The organism is Actinoplanes octamycinicus (assembly GCF_014205225.1).
Lineage (GTDB): Bacteria > Actinomycetota > Actinomycetes > Mycobacteriales > Micromonosporaceae > Actinoplanes > Actinoplanes octamycinicus.
On the sequence record NZ_JACHNB010000001.1, the window covers coordinates 1,712,683 to 1,739,217 of the forward strand.

At 71.4% G+C, this 26,535-nt stretch carries 21 protein-coding genes; 10 read left to right on the forward strand and 11 right to left on the reverse strand.

Going from position 1 to position 26,535, the window contains the following annotated elements:
• Positions 1–296 precede the first annotated feature (296 nt).
• On the forward strand, positions 297–4,139 hold the full coding sequence (locus BJY16_RS07740) for a hypothetical protein (RefSeq protein ID WP_185038407.1): 3,843 nt from the start codon (positions 297–299) through the stop codon (positions 4,137–4,139).
• Between the two features lie 259 nt (positions 4,140–4,398).
• Here BJY16_RS07740 and BJY16_RS07745 read toward each other — a convergent pair whose 3' ends face one another.
• From BJY16_RS07745 to BJY16_RS07770, 6 genes are all read right to left on the reverse strand, one after another.
• Positions 4,399–5,649 (reverse strand): glycosyltransferase 87 family protein, encoded by a 1,251-nt coding sequence (locus BJY16_RS07745; protein ID WP_185038408.1) that lies wholly within the window; start codon positions 5,647–5,649, stop codon positions 4,399–4,401.
• A 191-nt stretch (positions 5,650–5,840) separates the two neighbouring features.
• Complete coding sequence (rplI, locus tag BJY16_RS07750; protein ID WP_185038409.1) at positions 5,841–6,290, reverse strand: 50S ribosomal protein L9; 450 nt, start codon at positions 6,288–6,290, stop codon at positions 5,841–5,843.
• 14 nt (positions 6,291–6,304) lie between these two features.
• Entirely contained in the window at positions 6,305–6,544 is a 240-nt protein-coding gene (gene rpsR, locus BJY16_RS07755) for a 30S ribosomal protein S18 (RefSeq protein ID WP_007073789.1), read from the reverse strand.
• Positions 6,545–6,579: 35 nt separating this feature from the next.
• Entirely contained in the window at positions 6,580–7,176 is a 597-nt protein-coding gene (locus BJY16_RS07760) for a single-stranded DNA-binding protein (RefSeq protein WP_185038410.1), read from the reverse strand.
• Positions 7,177–7,241: 65 nt separating this feature from the next.
• The gene (gene rpsF / locus BJY16_RS07765; protein WP_014448192.1) at positions 7,242–7,532 is read right to left on the reverse strand and encodes a 30S ribosomal protein S6; all 291 of its coding nucleotides are present in this window, start codon (positions 7,530–7,532) and stop codon (positions 7,242–7,244) included.
• 297 nt (positions 7,533–7,829) lie between these two features.
• Positions 7,830–8,819, reverse strand: coding sequence for a hypothetical protein (locus BJY16_RS07770; RefSeq protein WP_185038411.1), 990 nt, complete (start codon positions 8,817–8,819; stop codon positions 7,830–7,832).
• A gap of 130 nt (positions 8,820–8,949) precedes the next feature.
• Here BJY16_RS07770 and BJY16_RS07775 point away from each other — a divergent pair, with 130 nt between their 5' ends.
• Together BJY16_RS07775 and BJY16_RS48925 are read left to right on the forward strand one after the other, a co-directional pair.
• The gene (locus BJY16_RS07775) at positions 8,950–9,726 is read left to right on the forward strand and encodes a deoxyribonuclease IV (RefSeq protein WP_185038412.1); all 777 of its coding nucleotides are present in this window, start codon (positions 8,950–8,952) and stop codon (positions 9,724–9,726) included.
• A gap of 294 nt (positions 9,727–10,020) precedes the next feature.
• Positions 10,021–13,182 (forward strand): hypothetical protein, encoded by a 3,162-nt coding sequence (locus BJY16_RS48925; protein ID WP_185038413.1) that lies wholly within the window; start codon positions 10,021–10,023, stop codon positions 13,180–13,182.
• Positions 13,183–13,330: 148 nt separating this feature from the next.
• On the opposite strand, the gene BJY16_RS07785 is transcribed toward BJY16_RS48925, so the two are convergent.
• The 3 genes from BJY16_RS07785 to BJY16_RS07795 all read right to left on the reverse strand — a co-directional run bounded on the left by BJY16_RS07785 (position 13,331) and on the right by BJY16_RS07795 (position 18,208).
• Positions 13,331–14,836, reverse strand: coding sequence for a glycosyltransferase family 87 protein (locus BJY16_RS07785; RefSeq protein ID WP_185038414.1), 1,506 nt, complete (start codon positions 14,834–14,836; stop codon positions 13,331–13,333).
• A gap of 140 nt (positions 14,837–14,976) precedes the next feature.
• Positions 14,977–17,475 carry a transglycosylase domain-containing protein gene (locus BJY16_RS07790; protein WP_275408070.1) on the reverse strand — a complete coding sequence of 833 codons (2,499 nt, stop codon included), beginning with the start codon at positions 17,473–17,475 and terminating at the stop codon, positions 14,977–14,979.
• 298 nt (positions 17,476–17,773) lie between these two features.
• Positions 17,774–18,208, reverse strand: coding sequence for a DUF5318 domain-containing protein (locus BJY16_RS07795; RefSeq protein ID WP_185038416.1), 435 nt, complete (start codon positions 18,206–18,208; stop codon positions 17,774–17,776).
• A gap of 161 nt (positions 18,209–18,369) precedes the next feature.
• On the opposite strand from BJY16_RS07795, the gene BJY16_RS07800 reads away from it, so the two are divergent.
• Together BJY16_RS07800 and BJY16_RS07805 are read left to right on the forward strand one after the other, a co-directional pair.
• The gene (locus BJY16_RS07800) at positions 18,370–18,999 is read left to right on the forward strand and encodes a PadR family transcriptional regulator (protein ID WP_185038417.1); all 630 of its coding nucleotides are present in this window, start codon (positions 18,370–18,372) and stop codon (positions 18,997–18,999) included.
• A 23-nt stretch (positions 19,000–19,022) separates the two neighbouring features.
• Positions 19,023–20,102 carry an inositol-3-phosphate synthase gene (locus BJY16_RS07805; protein ID WP_185038418.1) on the forward strand — a complete coding sequence of 360 codons (1,080 nt, stop codon included), beginning with the start codon at positions 19,023–19,025 and terminating at the stop codon, positions 20,100–20,102.
• Positions 20,103–20,195: 93 nt separating this feature from the next.
• On the opposite strand, the gene BJY16_RS07810 is transcribed toward BJY16_RS07805, so the two are convergent.
• Entirely contained in the window at positions 20,196–20,651 is a 456-nt protein-coding gene (locus BJY16_RS07810) for a methylated-DNA--[protein]-cysteine S-methyltransferase (protein ID WP_185038419.1), read from the reverse strand.
• An 88-nt stretch (positions 20,652–20,739) separates the two neighbouring features.
• Between BJY16_RS07810 and BJY16_RS07815 the strand changes: the two genes are divergently transcribed.
• Genes BJY16_RS07815 through BJY16_RS07830 form a run of 4 tightly spaced genes read left to right on the forward strand, consistent with a single transcriptional unit; the run spans position 20,740 to position 24,080 of the window.
• Entirely contained in the window at positions 20,740–21,258 is a 519-nt protein-coding gene (locus BJY16_RS07815) for a SigE family RNA polymerase sigma factor (protein WP_185038420.1), read from the forward strand.
• A complete protein-coding gene (locus tag BJY16_RS07820) occupies positions 21,255–22,322 on the forward strand; it encodes a TolB family protein (RefSeq protein WP_185038421.1) in 1,068 nt (355 codons plus the stop codon). Before BJY16_RS07815 ends, BJY16_RS07820 begins: the two co-directional genes overlap by 4 nt.
• A gap of 52 nt (positions 22,323–22,374) precedes the next feature.
• A complete protein-coding gene (locus BJY16_RS07825; protein ID WP_185038422.1) occupies positions 22,375–22,896 on the forward strand; it encodes a SigE family RNA polymerase sigma factor in 522 nt (173 codons plus the stop codon).
• Positions 22,893–24,080 carry a WD40 repeat domain-containing protein gene (locus tag BJY16_RS07830; protein ID WP_185038423.1) on the forward strand — a complete coding sequence of 396 codons (1,188 nt, stop codon included), beginning with the start codon at positions 22,893–22,895 and terminating at the stop codon, positions 24,078–24,080. The genes BJY16_RS07825 and BJY16_RS07830 overlap by 4 nt, the downstream gene beginning before the upstream one ends.
• Here BJY16_RS07830 and BJY16_RS07835 read toward each other — a convergent pair whose 3' ends face one another.
• Complete coding sequence (locus BJY16_RS07835; protein WP_185038424.1) at positions 24,081–25,511, reverse strand: CCA tRNA nucleotidyltransferase; 1,431 nt, start codon at positions 25,509–25,511, stop codon at positions 24,081–24,083.
• Positions 25,512–25,614: 103 nt separating this feature from the next.
• Between BJY16_RS07835 and BJY16_RS07840 the strand changes: the two genes are divergently transcribed.
• Positions 25,615–26,493, forward strand: a complete 879-nt coding sequence (locus tag BJY16_RS07840; RefSeq protein ID WP_239177481.1) for a hypothetical protein — start codon at positions 25,615–25,617, stop codon at positions 26,491–26,493.
• Positions 26,494–26,535: the final 42 nt, after the last annotated feature.

The window sequence follows — 26,535 nt, forward strand, 5'->3', positions numbered from 1 at the left end:
ACACCATGTGGACAACTCTTGGGGAAAGAGCCTCAGCAGCACTTTTCCGCCGCCGTCCTGTGGAAGGCAGAAAAGCTGATGGATCTGCGGAAATACCGGGTCGGGTGAGCAAGCCATCGCTGTGAGGCGTTGCGGTTCCGTCTCCGGCACGTCACCCTTTTCAGGTGGACCAACGGGAGTGGGACTACGGCGCCCGCATGTCGCGCGAGAGGCGCGCTGTGGACGCTTGGCCCATTTCTGAGCAGGAAAGGGACGAATCGGAAGCCCGGTGGTCCTCGCTGACCGATACCGGCAGCATGACCCCGAGCCCCGAGGCCCTCACCTGGCAGCGCCGGGCGGATGCCTGGGCGCAGCAGGGCGGCAGCGAGATCGAGCCCTACGCCGGTGGCGGTGGCGGCCAGGCCGTGGAGCCGGCGAACCGGTGGTCGGACGTGGCCTCGACCGGCCGGCCCACCTTCCCGGCCGACGGCACCGGCTGGCGCACCCAGACCTCGGAGTGGCGGGCCACCGGCGCGCGCTGGCGGCAGACCACCGAGTGGCGCTCGTCCACCGGCTCGCACGTCTGGCGCTCCACCACCGAGGCCTGGCAGTCGGAGAACGAGGCGGCCGAGGCCGCCCCGACCCGCCCGACCATCTCCGGCACCGCCTGGCCCACCCCGGAGCAGGAGAGCGGCGCCCGGGAGAGCTGGTCGGACACCCCGTCCTGGCGGCGCGAGGCGGACACCGGCCGGGCCGCGACCACCCCGGTCGAGCAGACCTGGAGCAGCAGCTCGGGCACCCCGTCGTGGCAGCAGCCGTCGGCGCAGACCCCGTCCTGGCAGCAGCCGTCGCAGACGCCGTCGTGGCAGCAGCCGTCCACGCCGACGCCGTCCTGGCAGCAGCCGTCCACGCCGACGCCGTCCTGGCAGCAGCCCTCCGCGCAGACCCCCTCCTGGCAGCAGCAGTCCAGCCAGACTCCGTCGTGGCAGCAGCCGTCCCGGCCGGCCGCCGAGCCCTGGTCGTCCACCGCGTCGGCGAGCGGCTCGTGGAGCGCCGACCGCCGCGGCACCCCGGGGGAGAACACCACCGACATCGGCGGCTGGGACCAGCGGTCCGACGGTCCCGGCTGGCAGGCCGGCCCGCGCGACGACGGCCGGCACTTCGTCCGGGAGGACGACCGGGCGGCCTGGCGGCGCGGCACCGAGACCGAGTGGTCCACCCGCCCCGGCCGGCGGCGTGCGCCCGAGCCGGAGGGCCAGCCGTCCGGCGGCACCGGCTGGTCCAGCACCTCGGACACGGACAACTGGGCCGGGCACACCGACACCGGCAGCATTCCGCTGTCCCCGACGTCACCGATGCCCGATCCGGGCGCGCCGGCCCCCTCTTGGGGCAGCCGGTCGGCCCGGCGCGGCTATGCCGCGGAGCCGGACAGCTATCAGGACGCTTACGGTGAGCGCTCCGGTCAGACCCCTATCCGGTACGGCGTCCGTCCCGAGTCGTCCACCCGCCTGTCCCGGCGTGCCGCCCCGGAGGACGGTCCCACCGCGTTCCGCGACGAGAGCGCCGCCGCCTCGGGTGGCCTGCCGCAGCGTGAGCGCGGCCGGGCCGAATCGCCCGCACTGCCCGAGCGCCAGCGTGGTGCCGGCCAGTTCCGGGACGAGCCGCCCGCGCCGCCGGAGCGCCAGCGTGGTGCCGGCCAGTTCCGGGACGAGCCGCCCGCGCTGCCCGAGCGCCAGCGTGGTGCCGGCCAGTTCCGCGAGGACGGCGCCGCTGCCGGCGGCCTGCCGGAGCGCGGCGCGCCCGATCGCGGCGCGCCGGAGCGTGGCCTGCCGGAGCGTCAGCGCGGCGCCGGCCGTCGCGCCCAGCGCCCGCAGCGCTACAACGCGAACCCGACGAACTGGCGCGAGGACACCTCCTCCTGGGAGGCCGAGCCGGACACCAGCAACTGGACCCGCGACCCGGACACCGGCCAGTGGAGCCGCGCCGAGGACGACCCGCGCGTGCTGGCCTGGCGTGCCGAGGCGGCCCGTCGCGAGCAGGTCAAGCAGGAGGACGAGGCGCCGCCGGAACAGCCTGGTCCGGCCGGTCAGCCCGGCCCGGCCGGCTGGGGTGGCGGCGGTCGGCGCAGCCGGCGTGCCGACGAGCCCACCGGCCCGGTCGGCGGCGTGCCCGGCGGCCCGCTGCCCAGCAGCGGCATGCCGGACGGCCCGCGCCCGCGCAGCGCCATGCCCGGTGGCGGCACCTGGTCGACCGGCGGCGCGATGCCCGGCCCGACCACTCCGCGCAGCGCCATGCCGAGCGGCGGCGACCAGCCGGATCCCTACGCCTCCGGCCGCTTCCGCACGGATCAGTACGGCCCCGACGCCAGCGGCCGCCGGCGTGCCCCGGAGCCCGAGCCGGATTCCTGGTCGGCCCGCCGGTCCGGCGGCCCCGCCGAGGATTACCAGACCGACGGCTGGCGGCAGGGTCCACTGCCGCCGCGCCAGGATCCGCCGCGCGAGCTGCCCGCCGGGCGATCCGGTGGCTGGGCCGAGCCCGGCTACCCCGCCCAGCAGGCCCGCGAGCTGCCGGCCGGCCGTTCGTCGTGGCCCGAGCCGGAGCGTAATGTGCCGCGGCAGACCGGCTACGGTTCGCTGCCGCCGGAGGATTCCGGCTGGCCGGAGCCGGATCGGGGCCCGCGCCGCACCGGCGGTTACGGCTATGGCGCTCCGGAGCCCGACGAGCGCACCTGGTCCGACCAGCGGCGCCCGGGCGGCGCCCGGGAGTTGCCGGCCGCCCCGCAGCGCCGGGACGACGGTTACGGCGCCCCCGGTGCCGACCCGGCGTGGCGTGACCCGCGCAAACCGGCGTACGGGGCGCAGCGGGCGCTGCCCAGCGGCCCGTCCTCGTGGGCCGACCTGACCGCCGAGGCGCCTGGCGGTGACGAGGAGACGGATCGCTACGGCAACCCGCGCCGCCGCGACGACCGGGACGACCCGCCGTACGGCGGGGGTGGTGGCGGTGCCCGCGGCCAAGGCGATTGGCGGACACCGGGACCATCCGGCGGAGCTTCCTGGAACGGTGGTTCCGGCCCGGCCAACGGGTGGAACGGGGCCGGCCCGGGCAACGGCAGTTATCGCCGCGGCGCACCGGATCCCGGTTACAGCAGCGGCGGCGCGCCGGACGGGGGCGGCTGGCGCGCCAGTGCCGACACAGACGCCCCCGGCGATGACCGGCGTGCCCAGCTCAACGGCGGCACCGCCGCGCCCACCTCCGGCGCATCCGGTTACCGCGCCACCGCCGCCGCCGACTGGCGTCAGGAGCTGAACGGCGGTACACCCAGCGCTGCCCCGGTTTCCGGCTACCGGGCCACCGCGACTCCGCCGGGCGACTGGCGTGCCGAGCTCAACGGCGGCGCCCCGGCCGGTGCGGCCCCGGTCAGCGGCAGCGCGGCCGTCCCGCCCGCGCCGGCCGCCGACTGGCGTGCCGAGCTGACCGGCGGCACCGCCGCGCCCACCTCCGGCGCCGCCGGGTACCGCGCGACGGCCGCTGCCGCCGCGCCGGTCGCCGACGACTGGCGTCGCGAGCTCAACACCGAGCTGGCCGACGGCGAGGCGCAGCGGTTCAGCACCTCGGACTTCCCATCGTTCCGGCCGAGCGGCTCGGCCGCGGTCGCCGACGGGGAGAACCTGGCGCTGAGCGCCACCTCGGTGATCACCGCGCCGCCCGGCGAGGACACCTCATGGCCGCCGCGGCGTGCCACGAGCGGCGCCCTCTTCGAGAGCACCGGCTCCTACGAGCGGCGGCCGGTCAGCAGCGGCCTGCTCACCGGCCGGCCGAGCGACCTGCTCAACCCGGACGACGAGGACGAGGAGGAGACCTCCAGCAGCCCGCTGGCCGCCGTCGGCTACACGGTGGTCTGGTACGGCGTGCCGGTGGTGCTCTTCGTCCTCGGGATGCTGCTGCTGAACACCGGCCAGCGCGCGCACGCCCTGCAGACGCTGGCCAACGCCGCCCCCGAGTTCGGCATCTCGCTGGCGCTGAGCATCGTCGTCGCGTTCGGCCTGCGCTTCGCCACCACCGCCTGGAAGTCGGCGAGTGTCGGCCTGGCCGCCGCGGTCGTCGGCGGCGGGCTCGCCACCGTCCTGAGCTCGGCGATCACCGGCAACAGCCTGAGCTGACGCGGCTCCTTCCGCGCCCGCTCGGACCGCCGTCGGCCCCTTTCCGCGCCCGCTCCCACCGCAGCCGGTCTCTTCCGAGCCCGCCCCCACTAGCAGCCGGTCTCTTTCCGAGCCCGCTCCGACCGCCACCGGCCTCTTTCCGAGCCCGCTCCGACCGCCACCGGCCTCTTCCCGCGCCCGCTCCGACCGCCACCGGCCTCTTCCCGCGCCCGCTCCGACCGCCACCGGCCTCTTCCCCGCGCCCGCTCCGACCGCCGCCTCAGCTGACGGTCAGGTCCTGCTGTTCAGCGGTGACCGCGGCCCGATCCGGGTCGGCGGGCAGGGTCACCAGCAGGACCAGCGAGCAGAGCACCAGAAGGTTGCGCAGCAGGAAGTCGTGCGGGGTGACGGCCGGCGTTGCTTCGGCCCCGGTCCAGACCAGGAACGAGACGGTGCCCCAGACCAGCGCCGCGTACAGCGCCGCCAGCGCGCCCCACAGCACGAACCGGCGCCGGGCCGGCCAGCCGCGCGCGTGGAGCAGCAGCAGGATCATCGCCGGGATGAACCAGTAGATGTGGTGCGGCCAGGTGATCGGGCTGACCAGCCCGGAGGTGAGCCCGACCAGGGTGACGCCGACCAGGTCGTGGCCGGCGCGGTGGGCCTTGACGGCGCGGTACAGCCCGGCGACCGTCACGACCGCGACGAGGGCGGCCCAGAGCACCGTGCTCGGCGGCGCCGGCGCGACCAGCCGGGCCAGCAAGCCCTTGATCGATTGGTTGCCGGTGTAGAACGCCTGGCCCACCCGGTCGCTGTCCCACAGCGCGCTGGTCCAGTAGAACCGCGACTCGCGCGGGGCGATCACCGCGGCGAGCAGCGTCGCGACGGCCGCCGAGGCCACCGCGACCCCGAAGGCGCGCCAGCGACGGGTGACCGCCAGATAGACGATGAAGATCGCCGGGATCAGCTTGATCGCCGCGGCCAGCCCGATCCCGACGCCCGCGTACCACCGATGCCGGGACAGGGCGTAGCAGAAGTCGAACATGATCATGGCGATCAGCACCAGGTTGATCTGCCCGAGCGTCAGGTTCTCCCGGATCGGCTCGATGATCAGCAGCGCCGGGACCGCCGCGGCGGTCAGCCACCAGGCCGAACTCCGGGTCGCGGACGGCAGCGCGGTCCGGAAGATCGCGTAGGTGGTCTGGGCGAGCAGCCCGACGGTCGCCACGGTGAACAGGACGGCCACCCAGCCGAACGGCAGCAGGACCATCGGCCACATGACCATCGCGGCGAGCGGCGTGTAGGTGAAGTAGAGGGCGCCCTGGACCGGGTCGGGCCGGGCGTAGTCGTACAGGCTGCGGCCGTCGGCCCACCACGTCAGCGCGTCGTAGTAGATGTGCAGGTCGAAGAAGTGGTGCCGGTTGCCATACCACCCGTAGAAGAGCACGGCGAGCGCCAGCAGAGCCGAGCAGATCACCGCGCGCCGGCGCGACCCCGGAAGACTGTGCCCCAGGTTGCTGATGACTGCGCCCATTCCCCCGTGGACTCAGAGCCGGCCGTCGGATCGGCTCTCGTGCCCGACCAGGGTAAGGGAATCCGGCTCGCGTTCGCCGCTCCGGAATACAGCCTCGTCGATGACGAGGATCACAGGCCACGCACCACCCGAAAAGCACGAACGGCATGCTGGGCGTGAGCCCAACATGCCGTTCGCGGTGGTGCGTGCGACTACTTGGCGGCGACCACGTTCACCGGGAACGTGGCGGTCACCTCGGGGTGCAGCTTGACCTGGACGTTGTACGAGCCCGTGGTCTTGATGTGACCCGGCAGCTCGAGCCGACGACGGTCCAGCGCCGGACCACCGGCGGCCTTGACCGCGTCGACGATCTCGGCCGGGGTGATCGAGCCGAACAGGCGGCCACCGTTGCCGGAGCGCGCGCTCAGCGTGACCTTGAGGCCGGACAGCTGGCCCTTGACCTCGTTGGCCTGGCCCAGGTCACGGATCTCCCGGGCCTCGCGGGCCCGCTTGATCACGACGACCTGCTTCTCAGCGCCCTTGCTCCACGGGATCGCGAAGCCCTGCGGCAGGAGGTAGTTACGGCCGTAGCCGTTCTTCACCTCGACGATGTCGCCGGGGGTGCCGAGGCCCGACACCTCCTGGGTGAGGATGATCTTCATCTCGGTGACCCTCCTCAGCGCGCCGTGGCCGTGTACGGCAGGAGCGCCATCTCGCGGGCGTTCTTGACCGCGCGGGCGATCTGCCGCTGCTGCTGCGAGGTCACCCCGGTGACGCGGCGGGCACGGATCTTGCCGCGGTCGGAGATGAACTTGCGCAGGAGCGCGGTGTCCTTGTAGTCGATGTAGGTGATCCCGTCCTTGTCGAGCGGGTTCACCTTCTTCTTCGGCTTGCGAAGCGCCGCAGCCTTAGCCATTGCTCTTACTCCTGAACTCAAGAAAGCCCGAAGGCTTAGAAGGGAGGCTCGTCGTCGAACGAGGAGTTGTTGCCGCCGCCGGAACGGTTGCCGCCAGCCGGTGCAGCCGTGGCCCAGGGGTCGTCGAAGTCGTTGTTGCCCCGACCTCCACCGCCGCTGGACTGCTGCCGGTTGCCGCCACCACCGAAGTTGCCGCCGCCACCGCCGCCGCCGAAGTTCCCGCCGCCGCCACCGGAGGCGCCGAAGCCACCCCCGCCGCCGCCGGACCGGTTCATCCGCTGCACCTTCGCCGTGGCGTAGCGCAGCGACGGGCCGATCTCGTCGACCTCGAGCTCGATGACGGTGCGCTTCTCTCCCTCTTTGGTGTCGTAGGTGCGCTGGCGCAGCCGGCCCTGCACGATCACCCGGGTGCCGCGGGTCAGCGACTCCGAGACGTGCTCAGCGGCGTCACGCCAGATGCTGCACGACAGGAAGAGTGGCTCGCCGTCCTTCCACTCGTTTGACTGCCGGTCCAGGGTCCGCGGCGTGGAAGCGATGCGGAACGAACAGACCGCCGCTCCCGACGCGGTGAAGCGGATCTCCGGGTCGTTGACCAGGTTGCCAACGACGGTGATTACGGTTTCTCCAGCCATGAAACTTCTCCTCGCCGCTCAAGTCGTCGATGCAAAGGGTCTCAGGACCCTCTGACAAAAACGCCTCAGCGGGTCTCGGGACGGATGACCTTGGTCCGCAGGATGGACTCGTTGAGCCGGAGCTGACGGTCCAGCTCGGCCACGGCCTCGGGCGTCGCCTGCAGGTCGACGACCGCGTAGATGCCCTCAGCCTTCTTGTTGATCTCGAACGAGAGCCGGCGACGGCCCCAGACGTCGAGCTTCTCCACCGAGCCACCCGCGGTCCTGATCACGTTCAGGTACTGGTCGAGCGACGGGGCGACGGTGCGCTCCTCGAGCGAAGGGTCGAGGATCACCATCAGTTCGTAATGACGCAAGACATTCACCTCCTGTGGGCTATGCGGCCACGGTCTCTCCGTGGCAGGAGGTCTTGTGTCGAACGCAGAAGAAAGCCGTGGGAAGAAGTGCGCCCCACGGCGGACAGTCTGCGAACCGAGCCAGCATACCCAGGTGGGGTGCTCCGGCCCAAAACGAAGACCCCGTCCGGGGACGGGGTCTCTCGCCGTGCAGAGCCGCGGGGCGTCCGGTCCGGTTCGTTGGGTGGGACCTGGGGAGGAACGACCACACCGATGAGGTGGACGCGGTCGCCCCGCGGAGCCTTACAAGAGGGAAGCTTACGCCAGATTTGCCCGAGATGCACGTTGCGACACGATTGCCCGAATAGCCGCGGTGAGCACGCCCAGCACGCAGACCATCGCGGTGAGCCCGAGCAGGCCGATCGGGCGGCCGGTGCGCATCGGCTCGATCGCGGCAACCGGCTCGGCGGCCGGCGCGGCGGCCGGGCCGTCCTGCCCCCGATCCGGGGCGGCCGCACCGGACGGCGACGCGTCGGCGCTGGTCACGCCGGTGACCGAGGCCCGGTCGTCGGGGACCAGGGACTGGCGCTCACCCGGGGGCATACCGGCGAACGGCGGGGCGCCCGCGGTGGTCGTACGGGAAACCTTGTTCTTGATCTTCTGGGTGGTGGCGTCGTGCGGCGCGCTGGCGGCCGTGTCGTGAGCGGCGCGGGCGGGCTGGGCCGGCGGCGTGCCGGTCCGGTGCTGAGCGGCCCGCGCGGCGTCGGTCGCGGGACGGATCGGCCGGGACCGCGGCGACCGGGTGTCCGGCCCGGTCGAGCCGGCGGACGACGAGAAACCCGACGAACCGGCGATGATCGACGGCAGCGTTCCGGCGCTCGACCCGCCCGGCACCGGGTCCGGCAGCGTGGCCGGGGCCGACGGGACCGCGGTGACCAGCATCGGCACCGGGTCGTCGGCGTCCGAGCAGTCCGGGTTCAGCACGACCGGCGTGGTGCCGCGCCGGAACACCACCTCAGCGGCGCCGTCGTCCGGGATCACGCCCTTGCGCGCGCCGGCCAGCTCCAGCCGGGCGTCGTGACCGGTCCGGTTGATCACGTGCAGGGTGCTGTCGGCGGGCACCGTCATCTTCTCCACGCTGGGCTTGGAGTCACAGCTCAGGCCCAGCATGCCGCCGCCGAAGGTGACCCGGCGGTCGCCCGGCTCGAGCTGCTCGGCGCTCGCCGTCCCGGTGGCGATCAGCGGCACACCGAAGATCAAACCGCTGGCCACCAGCGCTGCCATCCGGTATCGGAACTGCCGCGACATGCATTACTCCCCAGTTCGCCGCCGGTCACGACCGGCAATCGGTCAAACGTGATCGATGGGGCTAACGAGGCGCGGCGGAGGCCGGTGACGCTCGGCGGAAAGTGTCGGTCCGGCGTCGTAGGCTCGGTCCATGCGCATCGGAGCCCACGTCGATCCCGCCGACCCGCTGGCCGAGGCCGCCGCACGCGGCGCCGAGGCGGTGCAGTTCTTCCTCACCGACCCGCAGGGTTACAAAAACCCCAAACCACGTGAGGACGCCGAGCAGTTGCGCGCGTCCGACGTGGACGTCTACATCCACGCGCCGTACATCGTGAATGTCGCCTCGCCGAACAACCGGATCCGCATCCCCAGCCGCAAGCTGCTGATGGCGCACGCCAAGGCGGCCGCCGAGCTCGGGGCGAAAGGGTTGATCGTGCACGGCGGGCACGTCGGGGCGGGCGCCGATCTCAGCGCCGGCTTCGACAACTGGCGCAAGGCCTTCGAATACGCCGAGAAGGACGGCGGCCTCCCGCTCCCGATCCTGATCGAGAACACCGCCGGTGGGGACAACGCGTGCGCCCGGCGCTTCGACGACCTGGCCCGGCTCTGGGAGGCGGTCGGCTCGTTCGGGGCCGGCTTCTGCCTGGACACCTGCCACGCCTTCGCCGGCGGGGAGGACCTGGTCGGCATCGTCGACCGGATCAAGGCGATCACCGGGCGGATCGACCTGATCCACGCGAACGATTCCAAGGGCGGCTTCGACTCGGGCCAGGACCGGCACGACAACCTGGGTAATGGGAAGATCGACCCCGAACTGGTGGTCGCCGCCATCCGCGCCTCCGGTGCTCCCGCCATTGTGGAGACGCCCGGCGGGGTGGAGGGGCAGAGTGCCGACATCGCGCTGCTGCGGGCGCGGTCGGGTGCCTGACGTGTTGGGCCGGGGAGGGTCATGACAGAGCAGCCGCAACCGCTCTCGACCAGGGCCGCCGGTGACGGGACGGGGGCGCGGGAGCCGAGAGGGCGACGGTTGTTCGGGATCTTTGGGTCTCGTCGGCGGGACAAAAAGGACGGACCGCGATCCTCGGATTCGTCGGGGGCTTCGGGCTCGTCGAAGGCTTCGGGGTCGGTTGGGGCTGCGGATGAGGCCGGTGGGGCGAAACTCGGGCCCAAGGCTGAGCAGATCGAGGCCGGTCCGCTGGAGGCTGGTGGCGCGGTCGGCGCCTTGAAGCCGGACGCTCTCAAGCCTGACGTCACGAAGCCTGACGCTCTTCCGAAGTCTGATCATGCGGATCCTGAGGGTGTTAAGTCCGGCGCTGCACGATCTGAGGCTGCGAAGCCGGCCCCTGCTGCTTCGGGGGAAATATCCGACAAGAGCGACGGGTCGCCGGCGGGTGGCACGAAGGCCGGGGCGGATGAGGCCGGTCGCGGGAGCGCGGATCCAGAAGGCAAGGCCGCGGGATCAGACAGCAAGGCCGCAGGCCCGGAGACCAAGGCCGCAGGCCCGGAGACCAAGAGCGCGGGCTCAGAGACCAAGGCCGCAGGCCCGGAGACCAAGAGCGCGGGCTCGGAGGGCAAGGCCGCGGATCCGGCGACCAAGGGTGCCGGGCCGGAGGACAAGGGCGCGGCTGCCGGGGGCGGGAAGGGTGCTGGCGATCCACTAGGGACGGCGGCGAAGGGGAAACGGAAGCGGAAGGAGCTGCCGGAGACTCGTCCGCCGGGGGCGCCGGAGGATCCGTGGTCGGCTTTCGCGGCGATCGCCGCGGAGAAGCCGCCGGGGCGGCTCCGGCGTGGGTTCCGGGTCGTCTGGCGTGCGGTCGTTCATGAGTACGCGCTGGCCGCCTACATCTCCGCGGTCCTCGCGATCGGGCTGACCTGGCCGACGCTGCGGTACCCGATGCACACGCTGCCGCAGGACCTCGGCGATCCGTCGCGGCAAGCCTGGCAGGTGTCCTGGCTGGGCCACGTGCTGCGGACGAACCCGGTCAAACTCTGGCAATCAAATGCCTACTTCCCCAACAACAACAGCTTTGCGTACGGCGACAGCCTGCTCGGATATGCCGGGTTCGGCCTGGTCGGGGACGGGCCCAGCGCCGCCGTGCTGCGCTACAACATCATCTTCGTGCTGGCCCACGCGCTGCTGCTGTTCGGCGCCTACGCGCTGGTGCGGCAGCTCGGCGCGCGGCCTACCGGAGCGGCCGTGGCAGCGGCGGCCTTTGCGTACGCGCCGTGGCGCCTCGCTCAGGAGGGGCACCTCGACATCATCTCGGCGGGGGCGATCCCGCTGGCGCTGGCGCTGCTGGCGCGCGGGCACGGGTGGTCGATCCGGTACGGGTTCCGGCCGGAGCGGCGTCGGGCCGGATGGGCGGCGCTGGGTTGGCTGGTGGCGACCTGGCAGCTGAGTCTCGGGTTCTCGCTCGGGCTGCCGTTCGCCTATGTGCTGGCGGGGATCGTGCTGTTCCTGCTGGTGGCGGTCCCACTCCGACGGCTGCGGCGACGCCGGCGGGAGCGGAAGCTCAGTAGGGGCGAGCTCAGCCCGACGCCCGCAGCCGGTGCCGAGAAGCCTGCCGCCGCTGCAAAGCCTGGCACCGACGACCCGTCCAGCAAGAAGGCCGCCGGATCCCCCGGCGCCAAGACGGACGAGTCAGCCAAGGCGACTGAGGGCACCCCCAGCGACAAGACGGACAAGGCAACCAAGGCGACCGACGGGACCCCCGGCGAAAAGACCGGCAGGTCGACCGTCGATACCGCCGGCGAGACAGCCGGCAAGACCTCCGCCGAAACCGCCAGCGAGAAGACTGAAAAGCCGACCGCCGGCACCGCCACCGAGGCAACCGAAAAGACCGCCGGCGAGGAGACCGACAAGCCGACCGCTGGGACCTCCACCGAGAAGACCGACAGTCCCTCCACCGAAGCCACCGACGGAACGGTCGGCGGCAAGGCCGACGCTGCGGATAAGGCCGTTGTAGGCGAGGGTGTTGCCGGCAAGGGATCGGTCCGCGACGGAGTGCCGAGCAAGGCTGAGGCTCGTGACGGCGTCTCCAGTGGTCTGGAGGTTCGCAAGGAACGGCCGGAGAAGGGCGAGGCGGCGGGGGCGACGGCTCCTGACAAGGGCGTCAAGAACAAATCCGGCACGGACAAGGCCGACACTAACAAGGCCGACACGGACAAGACCGGCCCCGACAAGACCGGCACCGACAAGACCGGCGAGAGTGGGGCGGCGGGGTCTGCGGCTGGCAAGGGGCCGGCGAAGGGTGACAGCGACTCGGTTGCTTCCGGCGCGGGTTCGACGGCGGGCGAGGGCAAGGTAGGCAGACGTCGGGTTCGTAAGGAGAAGGGCGGCACGGCGCGGCCCGGGGCCAAGAAGGTGGCGGCTGGGCCTCGGCGGGAGAGTCGAGCGGTGCTCGGTTGGCGGCTGGTGCTGACCAACGTTCTGGGAGTGCTGTTCTTCGTCGGGGTCGGGGCGGTGATCGCGATTCCGTATCTGCGGGCGCCGGACTCACCCACCCGGACCGCGGAGATCGACTTCTTCTCGCCGCCGGTGCGCAGCCTGCTGATCGGGCCGGCGGAGTCCCGGATCTGGGGTGCCGCGCACGCCACGCCACGCGCCTCGCTGGACTGGGCGGCCGAGATGTCGCTGCTGCCGGGCTTCGTGCTCTACGCCCTGGCGCTGGCCGGGCTGCTCTTCTCGATCTGGCGGTGGCGGCAGCGGCTGTTCCTGGTGCTGGCCCTGGCCGCCGCGGTGATCCTGACCCTGGGCACCACGTTCTTCGACGGCCGGTGGACCTACCTGCCGCTCTTCGGGCATCTTCCGGCCTCGTTCGACCTGCGCATCCCGGGTCGCCTGATGCTCTGGACGACGCTGCTGCTGGCGATTCTGGCGGCCGGGGCGATCGACGAGTTCGTCCGGCGGATCGAGCATTTCGCGGCGCAGCGGACGCCGCCGTGGCCGAGTCCGTGGCTGCGGCTGGCCACGCTCGTCCCGGTGCTGCTGATCGTCCTGGAGGGCTGGAACGCCACCGCCCATCCGGTGGTCCCCGCCCAGCCGGCCGCGCTGCGCACCGTCGGCGGTCCGATGCTGGTGCTGCCGACCGCGGCGCTCAGCGACCAGACCGTCCAGCTGTGGACCACCTCGCGCTACCAGCAGGTGACCAACGGCGGCGGGAACGTCGCCGCGGTCAAGCAGGAGGAGCTGCGGAAGAACGTCGCGTCGTTCCCGGACCTGGCCAGCATCCAGTACCTGCGGGACAAGGGCGTCGGCACCGTCCTGCTGATCCGCTCCGAGGTGGTCGGCACCCCGTGGGAGCAGGCCGGTGACCTGCCGGTGGACGCCCTCGGCATCCGCCGCGAGGACCTCCCCGACGCAGTCATCTTCCGCCTGAACTGAGACGGCCGCTCATCGCAGCCCCAGCAGGTCGGGGGACGGGACGGGGCATCGCGCGTACCGAAAAGGAGCGGTCGGGAGCGGCGCGGGCCTGGGAGTGGAAAGCGCGGCGGGGCACACCGGAAGGTGTGCCCCGCTCTGTCGGGATGGGTCAGACCTTGACGACGGACGGGGGCTCCGGCGGGACGACGACCGGCGACGGGGACGGGGCGCCCACGCCGAAGGACGAACGCAAGCGCTGCACCCAGCCGTCATCCGGGCCTTCCGCCGGGCCGGCGTCCGGGTCGGCGCCGCCGTAGGTCTGCCGGACTACGTCCAGCTCCGGACGCCAGATCTCCCGGATCACCAGGCCGCAGAGCACCGCCACGGTGACCAGCCGCAAGGTGGAGGCGAGGACGAAGGTGCCCTCCGGGATGACCGGCTTGCCGCCGGCGCCGATCAGCTCGGCGTAGAACGCGGCGAAGTAGCCGATCTCGGCGACCGTCCAGGCCAGGATCGCGCCCCACTTCGGGCGGGCCAGCACGATCAGCGGCACGAGCCACAGCACATACTGCTGCGACCAGACCTTGCTGAAGATCAGGAAGAACGCGACCACCAGGAAGGCCAGCTGGGCCAGGCGCGGCGGCTGCGGGGCGAGCAGCCCGAGCACCAGCAGGCCGACGCAGGCCAGGCCGAACAGCGCGTAGGTCACCCAGTTCAGCGTCGGCACGTGATCGCTGAGCCACTGGAACGGGCCGCCGCCGCTGCTGCTCCACTTGCCGTCGAGGTAGCGGCCGATGTACCAGAGCGTGCCCCAGTCGATCGGCCGCTCCGAGTTGAGCCGGAAGAACCGCAGCCATGCCTCGTGCTGCCAGTACCAGACCGGGAAGTTGGCCACGCCCCAGGCGACCACCGCGCCGGCCATCGCCTGGAACCAGGGCGTGAGCCGGCCGGAGCGCAGCGCGATGATCAGCAGCGGCCCGAGGATGAACAGCGGCCAGAGTTTGGCGGCGCCGCCCAGCCCGAGCAGGACGCCCGCCGCGATCGGATGCTTACGCACCCACAGCAGCAGGCCGATCGCGGCCAGGCCGATCGCCAGGAAGTCCCAGTTGACCGTGGCGGTCACCAGGATGATCGGGGAGAGCGCGAAGATCGCCGCGTCCCAGGGTCGTCGCCGGCGCAACGCCAGGATCACCGCCACGGTGATCACCGCGAACAGCGACAGGACCAGCGCGTTCACGTTGTAGAACCAGCTGCCCTGGTTGATGTCCGGGTGGTTGACGCCGTACCAGTGCACCGGCAGCCCGAGCGCCCCCATGAAGTAGCCGGTGACCACCGGGTACTCGACCTGGTGGTCGACGTAGGGGACGGCGCCGTCGCTGAGACCCTCGGCGTAGTAGAGGGCCAGCACGTCGGTGTAGCAGAACCGGGTGTACTGGACGTTCTTCTGCCAGTCGCCGCTCATGCAGGGCGATTTCTGCACCCAGGAGAAGGCCAGGATCAGGCAGGTCAGCGCCATGATGATCCGCGGGGCGGTCCAGAACCGGCCGGGCCGGGCATCCGGGCGGGTGGCGTGCGAGCCGAGCGGCCCGCCGATGAATTGCGACAGCCCCCGCACGAAACCGTCCGAGGTCGCACTCGGGACGTCAGGCCGATCAGTGGACGGTTGCGTGCTCATGACTTCGCATCATGCCCTATGGCACGGTCTCGACTGAAGTAACCCGCTTCGCGATGCGATCCGGTTGTTTCCGGCGACCGACAAAGAACGGTGCCCACCTGATTCCAGGTGGGCACCGCTACCGTCCGGGACGGGGTCGGCTAACCGCCGTTACCGCCGCCACCGTTGTTGTTGTTGTTCCCCGGACCGGTGTTGCCGCCGTTACCGCCGCCACCGTTGTCCTGGTTGTTCCCGCCACCGTTGTTCTGGCCCTGGCACAGGATCGACAGCGCGCCGTCGCAGACCCCGCTGTTGTCCTGGATCGGATCCGGCTCCGGCGGCGGCGCCTGGCCGTTGCCGAGCGAGTCGTCACCGCCACGCTGCCGCTCCGGGAACGAGGCTTTTTCCCAGTCCTTCTTCTCGGCGACCGTATCGAGGAACTTCTTCCAGATCGACGCCGGGGTGCCGGAGCCGAACATCTTCTTGCCGCTTTCCTCGGTCAGCGGCACCCGGTTCTTCTTACCGCCGACCCAGACGGTCGCCGCCAGCTGCGGGATGCCGCCGACGAACCAGGCGTCACCGTTCGCGCTGCTGTTCTCGCTGTTGAGCTCCCACGACCCACTCTTGGCAACCGCCTCGCGGCCGTTCGCGAGGTCGTGCTTGGCGTGGTCCGGGATCTGCTTCAGCACCGCGGTCAGGTCCGACATCTGCTGCGCGTCGAAGACCTTGACGCCTTCCTTGGTGACCGTGGTCAGGCTCTTGGTCTTGCCGGTGGCCGGGTCGACCGCCTTGATCGACTTGATGAAGTGCGTCTGGTGCCGCACACCCTGCGCCACGATGGTGGCGACACCGGTGGCGTGCTCCAGCGGGACCACCCGGAACTGGCCGAAACCGACCTCACTGCTGAAGTTCTTGTTGATCGTGGCAGCGCTGGCGGTCTTCAGGTCGATCCGGACGCCGTCGTTGTTCCAGACGTACTGGATGCCGGCGTCCCGCGCGGCGCCCAGCACCTTGTCCGGGCGCAGCGTGTCGGCGATCCAGTAGAACGGGAAGTTGTACGACCGGATGGTCGCCGTCTCCAGATCACAGAACTTGATCTTGCCGTTGCACAGGCTGTCGTCGGCGCCCGCGTTGCTGATCTTCTTACCGTTCTCCCGGGTCTTGGTGCCGTCCCAGGTGGTCTTGAACGAGTAGTTGTTCTTCAGCGCTGCGGACAGCGTGTAGATCTTGAAGGACGACGCCGGCGACTGCCCGCCGCTGTCCTTCGTCACGCCGCTGCCGTCACCGGACATGTAGCCGCCGTAGTCGATGCCCTCGGGATCGTCGCCGCCGTAGTACCCCAGCACCTCACCGTTGTCCGGGTCGATGCCGATCACCGCGGACTGGTACGTCTTCGGCCGCCCGTGCAGCGGCGACTCGTCGCTCTTGGCGGAACCGGCCTCCTCGGCGGCCTTCTGGATCACCGGGTCGATCGTGGTGGTGATGGTCAGGCCACCCCGATCGCGCATCTCCTTGTTGATGCCGAGCTGGTTCAGCTCGTACGTCACGTGGCGCAGGATCATGCCGACCGGCTTGCCGTCCGCGCAGGTCTTACAGGTGGCGCTGGTCTTGTTCGGCAGCGGCTTGGGCCAGACGCGCTTGTCGTAGACGTCCTTGGTGATCCAGCCCATCTCGTACATGTTGCGCATCGTGTAGTCCCACCGGATCTTGGCGTCGGTGGGGTTGATGTTCGGGTCGTATCCCTGATGCGTGGCGGACGGGTAGGGCTGCTTGATGATCGAGGCGATCACCGCGGCCTGGTAAGGATTGATCTCCTTCCGGCCGCCGGACCCACCCTTGACGATGCTGACGTTGTAGTAGCCGTTCGCCGCGGCCTCCGCGCCGAGCCGGCCCTCGCCGAGGTCGATGTAGTTCAGGTACAGCCCCATGATCTCGGGCTTCTGGTACTTCGACTCCAGCTTGCGGGCGATCACCGCCTCGCGCAGCTTGCGGCTGTAGCTGATCTCCTTGAGTTCGGCGACGTGCCGCGCGTACTGCTGGGTGATGGTGGACGCGCCCTGCTTGTCGCCGCCGGTGAAGTTGTTCCAGGCGGCGCGGGCGATGCCCTTCATGTCGATGCCGTTGTGCGTGTAGAAGTTCTTGTCCTCGGCCGCGGCGACGGCGTGCGCCATGGTGTCGGAGATGTTCTGGTACGGCACGTTGACCCGGGGATCGCCGAGTTTGGCGAGCGTCTGGCCCTTGGCGTTGAGGATCACGTTCATCTGATCCTCGGCCTTGGGCGTGGGCAGCTCGACGTCGTCGAAGAAGTAGGTGCCGCCGACGATGCCGGCGCCGATCATGATGACCAGCACGGCGGCCGCGGCGGTGAGGATGTTCGCCCGGCGGTACTTCTTGTCGGCCTTGGTGCGGGGCCGCTTGCCGCCGCCACCACCGCCGGATCCACCGGAGCCTCCGCCACCACCGGACCCGGGTGGCGGCACCGAGGCGCGCCCACCGACCGCGGCGGCACCGACCGACGCGGCACCGACCGAGGCCCGGCCGCCGACCGGGGCGGCGCCGCTCACCGAGGCACGGCCTGGGGTGGCCGAGCCGACCGAGGCGGAACCGACCGAGGCGCGCCCACCCACCGCGGCCGAGCCGCCGACGGAGGCGGAGCCCACCGACGCGGAACCGGATGGACGCCGGTAAGCATCGGGTGCGGGACGCTGGTCGTCGTCCGGTCCGGAAGCAGCGGACGGCCCGGGCACTCGGGCCCGGGCTCGTGCGTTCTGCGGATCGCCGTACGCGTTCATTCCTTCACACCTACCGTTCGCGGGGGCGCGGCTCGTCCCGCCGGGAAGTGCTCCCGGAGGCCGCGCCACGAGCGGGCGTTTGAGGCTGCGTTGGCGGCAGCCGACTGTTGAGACGTCGAAAACGAGCCGGTCTTAAACGTGTCCACGTTACTGAGATCGATCCGGTTCACCGCCGGCCCTCCCCGACTTGTGAAACCGAACCCGTTTTCCACTGGATCGGGGACTCATCCTCGTCGAGCGCGTCCCGGCCGAGCACGTAGCGCTCGATGAGATGGTTCCACGAGCAGGAGCGGCACACCTCGACGACGAAGACCTGGCACTCACGGAGTGTCATCGCGAGAACCGACAACTCGGCGACCTTGTGGGCCTGGCCGGCGGACTGCTTCAGCTCGTCGCCATAGACGTAGTGCACCAGTGTCAGGTTGTCCCGGCGGCAGATCGGGCACCGCTCGTCGGTCGGCTCACCGTGGAACGTCGCAGCGTTTTTCAAGTACGGCGACGCGTCGCACACCTCTAGCGGGCTGACCTTGCCATTCCGCACGTCACGCAGGACTGACCGCCTCTGAAGCGAGTAGTCGACCACCTGCCGCTGCGTGCGCATGGCGAAGAGAGTACGCGGTCCCCGCGAACAGGGCGACCGTCATCACGGAGCGTGGCGTGGCGACAGCGCAGCATGTCCGAGTTGCGCCGCCCGGGATCCCGATCTACGGTGACGATGTATCGGGCCGATACATCGGGACACAGACTGCGGGAGGGGTCGAGGTGCTGGAACTGGCGATCCTCGGGCTTCTGCAGGAGACCCCGATGCACGGGTACGAACTCCGCAAGGAGCTGGCCACCAAGCTCGGCACGCTTCGCGCCGCGATCAGTTACGGGACGCTGTACCCGACGCTGAAGCGGTTGAAGCTGGCCGGCTGGATCAGCGAGGCCGAGGCGAACAACAACGAGATTGTTCCCCCGATGACCAGCAAACGGGGCCGGGTTGTCTACAAGATCACGGCAGAGGGCAAGGAACGCTTCGCGGAGCTCCTGGCCACTGCCGGGCCGGAGACGTATGACGACGCCGGGTTCGGGGTGCACTTCGCGTTCTTCGCACGGACTGATCAAGCGACCCGGCTGCGGATCCTCGAGGGTCGCCGGCGTCGCATCGAGGAGCGCCGGGAGGGGCTCCGGGAGATTCTCGCCCGGGCCGCCGACCGCCTCGACGCGTACACGCTGGAGCTGCAGCGGCACGGCCTCGACGCCTGCGAGCGCGAGGTCCGCTGGCTGGAGGAGCTGATCACCAACGAGCGGTCCGGCCGTACCCCGGCCTTCCGCAACCGTGCCGGCGGGCTGTCGCCGGCGGCGGAGACACCCCCGGAACCACCGCGTCCGCACCTGGACCGGCCGTGATGAACAACAAGGAGGCAAACGCGATGGGCTCCGTCCGCGTCGCCATCGTCGGTGTGGGTAACTGCGCCTCGTCCCTCGTGCAGGGCGTGGAGTACTACAAGAACGCCGACCCCAACGACCGCGTCCCGGGTCTCATGCACGTGACCTTCGGCGACTACCACGTATCCGACGTGAAGTTCGTCGCGGCGTTCGATGTGGACGCCAAGAAGGTCGGCATGGACCTGGCCGAGGCGATCGTCGCCAGCGAGAACAACACGATCAAGCTGACCGACGTGCCGCCGACCGGCGTCACCGTGCAGCGTGGCCCGACCTTCGACGGTCTGGGCACGTACTACCGGGAGATCATCGAGGAGTCCTCGGCCGAGGCCGTCGACGTGGCGCAGGCCCTGCGCGACGCCGAGGTCGACGTGGTCGTCTCCTACCTCCCGGTCGGTTCCGAGCAGGCCGACAAGTTCTACGCGCAGGCCGCGATCGACGCCGGTTGCGCGTTCGTGAACGCTCTGCCGGTCTTCATCGCCTCCGACCCGGTCTGGGCGCAGAAGTTCACCGACGCCGGTCTGCCGATCGTCGGCGACGACATCAAGAGCCAGGTCGGCGCCACCATCGTGCACCGCGCGCTGGCCAAGCTGTTCGAAGACCGTGGCGTCGAGCTGCTGCGCACGTACCAGCTCAACTTCGGCGGCAACATGGACTTCATGAACATGCTGGAGCGCAACCGCCTGGTCTCCAAGAAGATCTCGAAGACCCAGTCGGTGACCTCGCAGATCCCGCACGAGATGATCAAGAGCGACGTGCACATCGGCCCGTCCGACCACGTGCCGTGGCTCGACGACCGCAAGTGGGCGTACATCCGTCTCGAGGGCCGCTCGTTCGGTGACACCCCGCTGAACGCCGAGCTCAAGCTCGAGGTGTGGGACTCGCCGAACTCGGCCGGTGTGATCATCGACGCGGTCCGCGCCGCGAAGATCGCCAAGGACCGCGGCATCGGCGGCCCGATCCTCTCGGCGTCGTCCTACTTCATGAAGTCCCCGCCCGTGCAGTACAGCGACCACGACGCGCACAACGCCGTCGAGGCCTTCATCAAGGGTGAGGTGGAGCGCTGACGCGCTGCGCTTGAGAGAGGCCGGCCCAGACTCTGGGCCGGCCTTTTTTCACACAACCCCACTTTTCGGTACGGCCGGAGCGCCGTCCCCGGTTCAGCCCCAGGCGCGGGTCAGCGCCACCCGGGCCTCCAGCTCGAGCAGCTTGCGTTTGCGCTCCAGCCCGCCGCCGAAGCCGACCATCCTGCCGCCGGCCCCGACCACCCGGTGACACGGGACGATCACCGGCACCGGGTTGTGGTTGCAGGCCGTGCCGACCGCGCGGGCCGCCCCCGGATCGCCCAGGGCGTGCGCGATCGCGCCGTAGGTGACCATCTCGCCGTACGGAATCTTGGCGATCTCGGCCCACACCGCGCGCTCGAACGCGGAGCCGCCACGCATCTCGACCGGCACGGTGAACGCGGTCAGCTCCCCGGCGAAATAGGCGGCCAGCTGCGCCGCGGCCGGATGGGCTCCGGCATCGCCGGGGTGGGCGCCGAACCGCACCCCGACCACGGCGTCGCCCTCCACGGCGACGCCGAGCGGCCCGATCGGTGACTCGACGACGAACACCCCCCGATTCTGCCTCGGGGGTACGACAAACTCCGCCGGCCGTGCAGACATCGGCGCCGCCCACACGTTCTATCCGGCGGAGGTGCACGTGAAGGAGTCGACCGACGCCGAGTTCACCGCGTTCGTCGAGGAGCGCGGTGCGGCCCTGGTGCGGATCGCGTACGCGATGACCGGCGACCAGCGATCCGCCGAGGATCTGGTGCAGGCCGCGCTGGCGAAGGCGTACACGAGGTGGCCGCGGATCCGGGACGACGCCGAGCCCTACCTGCGGCGGATCATCTACAACGACCGGGTCTCGATCTGGCGCCGGCAGTCCCGGATCCAGGAGTTCCCGGTCGCCGAGGTGCCCGAGCCGCCACCGGGCTCCGGGCACGACCACGACACGACGCTGCGCCTGGCCCTCCGGCAGGCCCTGCTCACGCTGCCCGCCCGGCAACGCGCCGTGCTGGTCCTGCGCTACCTGGAGGACCGGTCGGTGGACGAGACCGCGGAGCTGCTCGGCTGCCGGCGCGGCACGGTCGCCAGCCAGGCCACCCGGGCGCTGCGCAAGCTGCGCGAACTGATCCCGGACCTGAACGAGACTCTCACCGCGGAGGTGCTGCGATGACCCGGACCGCCGACGACCTGCTCCGCACCGCGCTGCGCGACCTGGCCGGGGAGGCCGGGAGACCGCACGCCCTGCCCACCCGCGCGCTGGCCGCCGGGCACCGGCGACGCCGGATCCGCCGGACGGTCGTCTCGTCCGCCGCGGCGATCCTGGTGGCGGCGGCCGCGGCGGTGCCGTACTCGCTGACCCGCTCGCACCAGCCGGCCCCGGCCGCCGTCGCGCCCGCGCCCACCGTCGTCGACCTGGGCACCCGGCCCTTCGCCGAGCAGCGGGCCTACCTGCTGCCCGGCGGCGTCCCCCTGGTCGGCGCGTTCCGCTACGGCTCGTCCGGCGACACCTCCGCCCTGGTGCTCCCGCCGGGCGGCACCGGCTACCGGCAGGTGCCCGGCTTCACCGGATCGCTCACCGTCTCGCCGACCGGCCGGTACGCGGTGGTCGAGCGGCTGGCGGCGGAACGCCTGCACCTGCTGGACGTCACCACCGGCCAGGAACGGACCCTGCCGTACCCGATCGCCAGCGCCGCGGTCTGGTCGACCGACGGCGCCCGGCTGCTGGTCACCCGGGACACCGGATTCTCCGTGGTGGATCCGGCCACCGGCGCGGCCGCCGACCACGACGTCGATCCGGGCCGGACCCGCTGCCTCAACCGCTGCCAGTACACCTGGCTGGCCGGCGGGAAGCAGGTCGCGCTGCCCCAGGCGGTCGCCCAGAACAGCGAGGCGCCGCGGGTCACCGGCCTGGCGATCTTCGACGCCGGCACCGGCGAGCTCCTGCGCGACGTCCCGGTGACCGGAGCGCCGCTGGGCCGGGACGCCTGGTCGCCGGACGGCCGGCTGGTCCTCACCCGGGACACCGACCAGGTCGGTCGCGTCTGGGTGGTCGATGCCGCCAGCGGCCACGTCGTTCGCGGGCTCGCCGCCGAGACCGCGGTGTTCCGGCCGGACGGCACGGTGCTCGCCGCCGACCGGGAGAGGGTGACCCGGTACACCGCGGACGGCACGCCGATCGAGACACTGACCCTGCCCGACGTGCTGGCCGGGCGGAAGCTGACATTCGGTCGATGATCCGTGCAAGGTTTTGGGCCGGTCCGCGCGTCATACCCGGCGGAGGTGATCGGTGAAGCAAGCGCTCGAAGCGGAGTTCACCGCATTCGTCGCGGATCGGGGGCAGGCGCTGCTCCGGATCGCGCATGCCTTGACGGGGGACCGGGACGCTGCCGCGGACCTGGTGCAGGGGGCGCTGGCCAAGGCGTACGCCCGCTGGCCCCGCATCCACGGGGAGGCGGAGGCGTACGTACGAAAGATCATTTACAACGACCGGGTGTCGGCCTGGCGCCGGCCGATGCGCCGCAACGAGGTGACGGTCGCCGACGTGCCGGAGCGGCCGGAGGCCGGACGGCACGACCATGACGTGACCGAGCGCCTCGCGCTGCGTGAGGCGCTGCTCTCGCTGCCCGCCCGGCAGCGGGCCGTGCTGGTGATGCGGTACCTGGAGGACCGCACCGTCGAGGAGACCGCCGAGGTGCTGGGCTGCCGGCCGGGGACGGTGGCCAGCCAGGCCTCCCGGGCGCTGGCCAAACTGCGCGAGCTGGTCGGTGGGGTCGACGACTGGACGAGCCGGACGGAGGCCGCCCGATGAGGCATCTCGAAGACGATCTGCGCGCCACCGTCGAGGATCTGGCCGGGTCCGCGCCCCCGCTGAACGGCATGGCCATGGTCGCCCGGATCCGCGGCCGGCGGATCCGCCGGCGCCGCCGGGCCGTGCTGGCCGTGGCCGTCGCCGTGCTGGCCGGCGCGGTGATCGCGCCGTATGCCGTCGTGAGTGGACACCGCGCCGAGCCGGGACCGGCGCCGGCCACCGCGCCCCCGTCGGCCCCGGCGCCGAGCCGGGTGGTGACCGCGCCGGCGATCGGCAAGGACTGGTGGAAGGCGCCGATCGCGCTGCCCGGTGGCCTGGTGGTCACCTCGGTGGGCCGCCGGTCGACCTGGGACGCCGAGGGCAACGACGTGCCGGCGCCGGAGACGATGCAGGCCGGCAACGTCGCGCTGGACCGGGCCACCGGCCGCTACCGCACCTACTCGAGCAAGTACCAGCAGTTCGTCGGCGCGCCGACGGGCCCGTATGTGATGGTCGAGGACGCCAGCGCGGTGGGCGGCTACGTGCCGCTCGGTTTCGTCAATGCGGCGACCGGCGCCGGCCGGCTGCTCAACCACGGGTCCGGCAGCGGCGCGGTCTGGTCCGAGGATGGCACGAAGGTGCTGCTCACCCTCAACTCCGGCGGCTTCCGGATCATCGACGCGAAGACCCTCGCCGAGACCGACCGGGAGATCCCGTCGGCCGGCGAGCTCTGCCCGAGCCACTGCTTCTTCACCTGGCTGCCGGGTGGGCGGAAGGTCGCGATCGCGCAGCGGGACGAGACCGTCTCGGGGTCCGAGGGGGAACCGAGCACCGTCGAGAGCATCGCCGTCTACTCGGTGACGACCGGCAAGCTTCTGCGTACGCTTCCCATCCCGGGCGTGCCGGCCGGGACGGCGGCCTGGTCGCCGGACGGGCGCCACGTCGTGGTGCTGCCGGATGCCACCGACGAGACCGGCCTGCGGATCGTCGAGGTGGCGACCGGCCGGACGGTCGGCGTCATCCGGGACCTGTCGGCGTTCGACTACCCGGCCGTCACCGCGCAGGTCCGCTTCGTCGGCAACGACCAGATCGTCACCCTGAACGGCCTGGACGTGGGCCTCCACGACCTGACCGGGACGTTGCGGGCGAGCACCCGGCTCCCGGCCGACTTCGCCGACCGGGAGGTCAGCCTCGGCGTCGGCTGATCAGGAGATGTGGCCCTGCTCGCGGGCCCACTTGAAGAGTTCCGCCTCGGCCTCGTCGCGATCCAGCGGCCCGCGGTCGAGGCGGAGCTCTTTCAGGAAGCGCCAGGCCTGGCCGACGATCGGGCCCGGCGGCACGCCGAGCAGCTCCATGATCGCGTTGCCGTCCAGGTCGGGGCGGACCTTGGCGAGGTCCTCCTCGGCCGCGATCCGGGCGATCCGGTCCTCGAGGGCGTCGTAGTCGGCGGCGAGCTGGGCCGCCTTGCGCCGGTTCCGGGTGGTCACGTCGGACCGGGTCAGCTTGTGCAGGCGGGCCAGCAGCGGGCCGGCGTCGGTGACGTACCGGCGGACCGCGGAGTCGGTCCACTCGCCCCGCCCGTACCCGTAGAAGCGCAGGTGCAGGGCGACCAGGCCGACCACCTCGGAGGTGACGTCCTTGGGGTATTTCAGGGCCTTCATCCGCTGCTTGGTGAGCCGGGCGCCGACCACCTCGTGGTGGTGGAAGCTGACCCGGCCGTCCCGGCCGACCGCCTTGGTGGCCGGCTTGCCGACGTCGTGCATCAGCGCGGCCATCCGGAGCACAAAGTCCGGCGCCTCGTCGCCCTCGAGCCGCATCGCGTTCATCACCACGATCAGCGTGTGCTCGTAGACGTCCTTGTGCTGAGCGTGCTCGTCGATCTCCAGTTTCAGCCCGGAGATCTCCGGCAGGAAGCGGTCGGCCAGCCCGGTGTCGACCAGCAGCCGCAGCCCGGCGATCGGGTCGGCGCCGCACATCAGCTTGGTGAACTCGTCGCGGATCCGCTCCGCGGTGATCCGGTCCAGGTCGGCCGCCATGTCCCGCATCGCGGCGACCACCCCGGGATCCACAGTGAACTGCAGTTTCGCGGCGAAGCGGGCGGCCCGCAGCATCCGAAGTGGATCGTCACCGAAGGACAGCTCCGGGGCGGCCGGCGTCCGGATCACCCGGGCGGCCAGGTCGGCGATCCCGCCGAACGGGTCGGTGAACTCGTGCCCGGGCAGCGACACGGCCATCGCGTTGATGGTGAAGTCGCGGCGGCCCAGGTCGTCGAGCAGCGAGTCGCCGTACTGCACCACCGGGTTGCGGCTGACCCCGTCGTAGGCCTCGGCGCGGAACGTGGTGATCTCGATCCGCAGTCCGTTCTTCTGGATGCCGATCGTGCCGAACTCGCGGCCGGTCTCCCAGATCGCGTCGGCCCAGCCGCTGACCACGGCGAGCGTCTGCTCCGGCCGGGCGTCGGTGCAGAAGTCGAGGTCGTCACCGAGCCGACCGAGCAACGCGTCCCGGACCGATCCGCCGACCAGGTGCAGCTCGTGGCCGGCGGCACCGAAGCGGCGCCCCAGCTCGTCGGCGAGGGGGGACACGCGGAGGAGCTCGGCGACCGCGTTCTGCTGGGCATCGTTGAGTACAGACATGGGGTGACCAGCGTATCGGGTTCCGGTTCCGTTTCCGGGTGGCGGGTGGGACGGTCGGATGGCTGCGTTGGCGCTCGCGGGACGCGCCGGGCAGGATGGGAACGTGCCCGTCCCCGAGGCGCTGCGCCTGCTGAGCCTGGATCCCGGGTTCTGGACCGGCGAGATCAGCGACACCGAGTTCCTCCCCGAGCTGCTCCGGGTCTCGTTCCCGGTGCTCGACGGCTATGCCCTGGTGCTGGAGATCGAGCTGCCGTCCGGTGAGCGGACCCTCGGCCTGCGCCGCCCGGCCACCAGCGAGCCGGTCCAGCTCGGCTGGGCGCCGGCCACCGGGCCGTACCCGGCGGCGCTGCGCTGGTGGGAGCTGGAGACGTGCGCCCGGGTGATCGCGCTGGCCGACCCGACGCTGCCGCATCCGGGGCTGGTGGTGGCGCTGCTCTCACCATTCGCCCCGGCGACCGCCGACGACGACGTGCCCGCGGTGGCGGGGGTGCGCGAGGCGGCGTACCGGTCGTTGCGCCGCGAGGTGCCGCCGCCCCCGCCGTCCGGCCCGGAGCAGGCGCCGCTGCCGCTGTTCACCGCGGAGCACTGGTGGCCGGCGCCGCCCGCGCCGTCGCCGCAGGTGCTGGACGAGGCCGCGATCGCGGCGCTGAGCGCGCCGGACCAGGCCGGGGATCAGGTGCGCGCCGACAAACGGTTCCCGCATGAGGAGCTGGCTGATTTGGTACGCCGGGCCACCGCGCACCTGGCAGCCCTCCCGAGCCAGCACTGGTACGCCGGCACCCGTCCCCTGGCCCGGCGGATCGCCGACTCCGGTGACCTGGCCCCGGTCCCCGCGCTGCTCGGCGCGCTGACCGAGGCCGGCTGCGACCACCCGACCGTCCTGGACGCGCTGAGTGAGCCCCTGGTGCCGCTGGAGGCCTGCTGGATGGTGGAGACCCTGGCCGGGGCTGAGCCCGGCACCCTCCTGCGTCACCACGTGTGACGTTTTCTTCTAAGGTGGCTCCATCATCGGTACGGTTCGGGA

Bases quoted from the DNA above. Each gene is read 5' to 3' on its own strand.
- BJY16_RS07740 (WP_185038407.1), top strand. From the start codon at position 297: ATGACCCCGAGCCCCGAGGCCCTCACCTGGCAGCGCCGGGCGGATGCC.
- BJY16_RS07745 (WP_185038408.1), bottom strand. From the start codon at position 5,649: ATGGGCGCAGTCATCAGCAACCTGGGGCACAGTCTTCCGGGGTCGCGC.
- rplI (WP_185038409.1), bottom strand. From the start codon at position 6,290: ATGAAGATCATCCTCACCCAGGAGGTGTCGGGCCTCGGCACCCCCGGC.
- rpsR (WP_007073789.1), bottom strand. From the start codon at position 6,544: ATGGCTAAGGCTGCGGCGCTTCGCAAGCCGAAGAAGAAGGTGAACCCG.
- BJY16_RS07760 (WP_185038410.1), bottom strand. From the start codon at position 7,176: ATGGCTGGAGAAACCGTAATCACCGTCGTTGGCAACCTGGTCAACGAC.
- BJY16_RS07770 (WP_185038411.1), bottom strand. From the start codon at position 8,819: ATGTCGCGGCAGTTCCGATACCGGATGGCAGCGCTGGTGGCCAGCGGT.
- BJY16_RS07775 (WP_185038412.1), top strand. From the start codon at position 8,950: ATGCGCATCGGAGCCCACGTCGATCCCGCCGACCCGCTGGCCGAGGCC.
- BJY16_RS07785 (WP_185038414.1), bottom strand. From the start codon at position 14,836: ATGAGCACGCAACCGTCCACTGATCGGCCTGACGTCCCGAGTGCGACC.
- BJY16_RS07795 (WP_185038416.1), bottom strand. From the start codon at position 18,208: ATGCGCACGCAGCGGCAGGTGGTCGACTACTCGCTTCAGAGGCGGTCA.
- BJY16_RS07805 (WP_185038418.1), top strand. From the start codon at position 19,023: ATGGGCTCCGTCCGCGTCGCCATCGTCGGTGTGGGTAACTGCGCCTCG.
- BJY16_RS07820 (WP_185038421.1), top strand. From the start codon at position 21,255: ATGACCCGGACCGCCGACGACCTGCTCCGCACCGCGCTGCGCGACCTG.
- BJY16_RS07830 (WP_185038423.1), top strand. From the start codon at position 22,893: ATGAGGCATCTCGAAGACGATCTGCGCGCCACCGTCGAGGATCTGGCC.
- BJY16_RS07835 (WP_185038424.1), bottom strand. From the start codon at position 25,511: ATGTCTGTACTCAACGATGCCCAGCAGAACGCGGTCGCCGAGCTCCTC.